Origin of the sequence: Microcoleus sp. S13_C5 (assembly GCF_036700845.1) — a bacterium.
Lineage (GTDB): Bacteria > Cyanobacteriota > Cyanobacteriia > Cyanobacteriales > Microcoleaceae > Microcoleus.
Window position 1 is genome coordinate 1 of the sequence record NZ_JAUBPR010000211.1, and the last position, 5253, is coordinate 5253.

A 5253-nucleotide genomic window follows, 5' to 3' on the forward strand; every position below is an offset into this window, starting at 1 on the left:
CGTTTTGGCATTCTTTATTTGATGGGGGTGGTGTTCCTCCTGATTATATCATGGTTGATCGACCGGACATGATATCAGACATAGAAAGCTACCTGGTTTCGCGGGATGAATTTTTAGCTGCGGGCGATAGACGATTAATGATGAGTTTTTGGCTAATGGCTTGTGGGGAAAAAAATGAATAAAATTAAGGCAATTTTTTTCACCAAACTTTGATATTCTGCCCCAGCGAAGCTTCTAGCACTATCGCTAAATTCGCAGCTAACAAAGCAAACTTATCTAACAGTAAAACAAGAAAAACTTCCGAATAAATTCTCCCCTCATCATTAGGTTAAAGCTGCACGAATAGCTCTAGAATCGTATCATATCAAATCCGGTAGCATCGTCGGGCGTCAAACCTAGTCAACAGCCAAAAATCACCGATCGTGAAACCGGAGTTGAGATAATTCATCTGCGTTAGTCTGTGTTGCATCTGCCCTCATCTGCGGTTTTAAAAAGAGAATTTCTCGAACCGCAGATGACAATAGATTGACGCTGATTCACGCAGATAAAGAGAAGAGAAATAGGAATAATTCCGATCCTAACAGATTTAATATCAAAGTTATAAATTTTCATATTTCTGAGCTTAGTAACTTTACACCTACAAGTCTAACCAATCGTTAGAACAGATCGCGCCAAGGCTGTTTGTGAGAGCCAATGGTTGTCGGTCACCTTTTAGCTTAACCTATCAAGCCGTTAGCGAAGCCCTCGTAGACGATCGCACTTTCTACCAACTCCTCAGCATTCAACCCACTTGCCGAATTCCATTAAGAAACTCTGTCCTTGCCTCAATCCTTGAAGGCATTAAAACGCAGCGTACCAACAATTCTAAATCCAACTCCGGCAAAAACTCACTTCTTGAAACTTGCTCGTAATCATCCTCGCGCAGCCGATAGACAGCAAGCCGATTATTTTCCCAAAACCAAACTTCAGCAATGCGAAGTCGCAGATATTTAGCTAGTTTATTTGTGCTACCGCTAGTAATCGTTACTTCCACGGCTAAATCGGGATGCTCTTTTCTTGAACCTATATAATAAGACTCGTCTGGTTCAAATGATACATCTCTTGCCCGGTTTCTGCGAGTCGCACTACCTACAGGAATATATTCAATTCCCATTTCACAAAAGTAGAGTTGTAGCAAAAAATTAAGAATACAACTGATTGTCTCATGTGCTTCGCCCAGTGTCATAAACTCGATCCACCCATCAAGATAAGTTATCCGCAAACCCGGAGAGTCTGCCATTAAAGATTCGAGATCCTCAAATTGCTCCCAAGTATAATAACCGGGGAGAAGCAATCGCTGTTCCGCAAGCGTACCTTTTTCTTCTAAAAGTTGTGCAGTCACAGGTATCACCATCCTATTTTAAATATTACTAGCCCCTACCCAGGACAAACCAGGCAGGGGCATTCACTCATATTCTAACTTAATGAACTAGCTCGATCGCCCTTTTAGTCAACGCCTCAGCAGTCAACCCATTAAACGCCATCAACTGACCAGCACTAGCAGTAGTTTCCCCCCGCTTCCAAGCGAAAGTATCCCGCTTGCAATTGCTGCGGAGCATCACAGGTTCCAACATCCCAGAAGCGCCGCCTGTCACGCCAATCAAGGCATCTCCGCCAAACAATTCGGCAAATTTCTCATCGCTCAAAAAGCCGCCGTCAGCTTCCGAACAAGTATCCCAAGCAACATCGCTTTGACGGTACAAACGCCGGGGATTCACAACAGAAACAATCCGCACTCCAATCCCTTCTGTTTCCAAAAATGCCGCCGCTTCAAACACTGGCATTAAAGTCATGTCACCGACAACTGCAAACACAACTTTCTTGCTCCCCCCTTGATTCTGGGAAGCTTGCGGGGAATCGACTTCGTGCAGGACTATGGCACCGTCTTGCAAAGCTTGGCGAGTCTGTTCAAAAGTAGTGCGAATTGGCAGCGGCGACTTGCTCGCAGTAATCACAACTCCCTTATTTTTAGCCGTCAAAGCCCACTCGTAACAAGCTTGAATGCTGTTAGCATCCGGTGGAAACAAAGGAAACACATTTCCGTTCCGCATCATCGCCGCAAAATAAGCTTCAATTTCCGGACGCTGGTGCGTCCAACCGTTGCGGCCTTGTTCCAATGCACCCGCTGTAAATAAGGTGACAGTTGCCGGAGTTGGACGGCGCAATTCTGCCATTGCTTGGGTTACAGTTTGCCAAATTGGTAAACCGTTGATGGCAAAAGATTCGTAGGAACACCACAAACTCCGCGCTCCAAATAGCGATAAACCTACGGCTAAACCAGCGCAAGCATCTTCGCTCAAAGGTTCGTAAACTTGGCCGTTTGGCGATTGATTGTACAGGTCATCTGTCGTTGGGTGAATAATTTTGAGAGCTTGGTTGATATTGGCAATTGCCGATGCTTCATTGCCGTCAGCATTAGTGACAAGAAAAGTACGATCGCGCTCGCCAACTTTCCCTACCAAAACCCCCATTGCTGTTGTCGAAATCTTCGGTTTTCCCCCAACAGCAAATTCTTCTAAAGGCAATTCGCCTAAATCTGCCAGCGGCAATGTAAACTCAGTAACAACTGTTTTCGCCGCCGGCCCGCCACCCGCACGCTCGCAATTTGTCCGCACCAATTGCCAAGCAGCAGCAGTCAAAGCGCGCTCTTTTAAAGCACTGATAATGTGCGGAGCATCCAGCGTATCTTTCGGATAAAGGTTGTGAGATTTTGCTCCGCGCGCGTGGACGCCGGCACCTTTCAACTGTTTGATAATAAACACAGTTAATTTGCCGCCGAGAGCAGATTTTGCCGCTTTGTCAACTCCTTGTAAAACAGCTTTGGTAAATGCCATGCGCTGTTCGAGCGAAAAAGCAGTGCTGTCAACATAATCTTCCGGTTGATTTTTATCGTCAAATTCCTTAGCATCAACTAAGATAACTTCTTCAAAACCGTTGCCTTGCCAATAAGCAATCATTTCAGCATTAGTTTTAGTCGAAACCATGCTGTGATGTTCCTGAGAATATCCGTTCCAAACCAACACAGGTAAAAAGTTAGTAACGCTGGGATAAGCAGTGTGGAAATGCGCCATGCTGCTCATCGGATAGGGTTCGCCCATGCCGCCGTCGCCCATTGTGAAAGCAAACAGTTTTTCGCGGTGCAAAAGCGCTCCAGCCATTGCGAAATGCTGCCCTTGTCCGAGGGGACCGGCCGGTGCTAAAAGGCCGGGAATGAAACCGGAAAGATGTCCTAACAAACCGTCTTTTTCTCGGAATTTATCGCGCACTTGCTGCACGTTAACAATTCCCATATCCTCCAAAGATCGATCGAGAAACATGGCACTGTAAAATCCCGGCGCGTGATGGCCGACTTCGGTGACAATGTTCTTGTGTCCGAGCATCACCAAAGCGGCATAAGCCTCAGCTTGGCTAGCAAAACCCCCCGGATGTCCCGATGCCTTGCTAGCGGTGACTTGCAGCGTCAGGTAGCGCAGGGCGTCGGCTCCCAGCATCGTTTGAAAGACGGCGACGGGATCGGCAGGATCGGCGATCGACTTGCTCCCCTCGGCGATCGCAGGTGTTTTCCCATAAGTATCAAAACCAGGGACTGTTTCAGAAAAATATTGAATCCCTTCGCAAAAAGCGGGCGTTGTTGACGTTGCCTGCGGGGTAGTTGCTGTCATGCTTGATACCTGAAAAATTTGAGTTGGATTAATGTAAGAGTAATTTTATAGCTTCCGTGTTCCAAAAAATCATGAGTTCTATTATGTCAGTGATAAATAAGTAAAATATCTCACTTTTTCAGCTAATAAGTAGTGGTTTGAGAACCCCGAATTTTTTAATAAGTCGGGGTTCTGTGTTTACCCATTACTAATCCATCTCAAATCTAAAATCTAAAATTGTTCCAGCCGTTCCCGGACATCGATATACAGCACAGTACCGCTTTCAGAAAGAGAAGGCACCGCCTTTTGATTCCGCAGCCAAACAAAAAAACTGCTAAGTGCAGGAGTCGGATCTTGATCGCGGCGCAGCGTGTAGATCAAACCTTCGCAAGGCCCATTAACGCGGCTACTGGTGCAAATCGCTTTCTGGTTATTTACAATACCCACAGTCACATAATTTAGCTGTTTATTTCGGTTATAATTCTCAAGGCGCTGAGTCACTTGTTGGCAGCGAGTTAGAGGATCGTAGCCAGAACTAGAAAAGAAATTAGAATTCCAGCGAATCCAAGGCTCCCTGAACCCTTGAGGGTTTTGATACACAGTCACCGGCTCGCCCGTTGAGGTATCGCACACAAATCCTCCATAACCCAGATTCGGTTGGTTTTGACCAGAGGCGCTGCTGATAGAAAGATTGCTGAGAATATCCAAGCCGTTACGCTTATTTTGTGATAGCAACTCCCTAAAAGCATCGATCGGGATTGCCGCGTTCAAGCCCGTTTTTATCTCCTCAATCTGACCGTTCCACTGACTCCTAATTGTGCCAACAGTATCCCCCTGGCCGTGAATTCCTACCACCCTGCCATCAGCATCAAATACAGGCCCGCCGCTCATCCCGCGCCTGGTTACAGCTTGGTAGCGCAGACGATACCCAGATGAGGCGCTACCCAAGCGAGAAGAGATGATACCAGCAGTAAACTCAAGTTTTCGTTCAAATCCCGAAATTGGCAGCGGATAGCCAGAAACGTAAATAGCAGAACCGACAACAGCACGTTCTGACTCGCCCATTGGTGCTACTGGATACTGTTCTCTGCTCTGAAACTGTATCAAAGCCAAGTCTATATCCCTGTCATTTTTCGGTAGCCGCTGTATTCTAATCGCAGCATAGTCTTTCTCCAAATGAGTGCGAATGCTGTATTTTTGAGCGAGGCTTGCTACCACATGATTAGCTGTCAGAACAGTGTAAATATTACCCTGTTTGGCAATAATTACTCCCGATCCACTAGCAAAAAAACCCAGCGTATTGTTGACTTCCACAGTTGTCAACGTCGCTAGCTGGGCAATTTCTTCGGCTGTTTTGGCACAGGCAGCATATTGTTGGCTGACAACCGCCGTCACTGTTAATGCACCTGTCAAGATGATTGTCAGCGCGTCAAACCGCAAACTCCACACATTCATCGATAACTCCCTAGATGAAACGAGGCGAACTGCAAATATATACTAACGGGACTTAAACAAATTTTAAGCCCAAACAAAGCCTAAACTGGCTTTATAAGCGGAGAATACGTCCCAATTT

General features: G+C 46.1%; 3 protein-coding genes and 1 pseudogene. 1 reads left to right on the forward strand and 3 read right to left on the reverse strand.

From position 1 onward, the window contains the following. Nucleotides 1–182: pseudogene (locus QUA04_RS28515) on the forward strand (hypothetical protein); the annotation flags it as partial. A 599-nt stretch (nucleotides 183–781) separates the two neighbouring features. Here QUA04_RS28515 and QUA04_RS28520 read toward each other — a convergent pair. The 3 genes from QUA04_RS28520 to QUA04_RS28530 all read right to left on the reverse strand — a co-directional run bounded on the left by QUA04_RS28520 (nucleotide 782) and on the right by QUA04_RS28530 (nucleotide 5135). Then, nucleotides 782–1381 (reverse strand): Uma2 family endonuclease, encoded by a 600-nt coding sequence (locus QUA04_RS28520; protein WP_333263823.1) that lies wholly within the window; start codon nucleotides 1379–1381, stop codon nucleotides 782–784. 79 nt (nucleotides 1382–1460) lie between these two features. After that, nucleotides 1461–3701 (reverse strand): phosphoketolase, encoded by a 2241-nt coding sequence (locus tag QUA04_RS28525; protein ID WP_333263826.1) that lies wholly within the window; start codon nucleotides 3699–3701, stop codon nucleotides 1461–1463. Nucleotides 3702–3911: 210 nt separating this feature from the next. Next, nucleotides 3912–5135, reverse strand: coding sequence for a COP23 domain-containing protein (locus tag QUA04_RS28530; protein WP_333263829.1), 1224 nt, complete (start codon nucleotides 5133–5135; stop codon nucleotides 3912–3914). Between the last annotated feature and the right edge of the window lie 118 nt (nucleotides 5136–5253).

Excerpts from the sequence above, each read along its gene's own strand:
- QUA04_RS28530 (WP_333263829.1), bottom strand. The coding sequence starts at position 5,135 with ATGAATGTGTGGAGTTTGCGGTTTGACGCGCTGACAATCATCTTGACA.
- QUA04_RS28525 (WP_333263826.1), bottom strand. The coding sequence starts at position 3,701 with ATGACAGCAACTACCCCGCAGGCAACGTCAACAACGCCCGCTTTTTGC.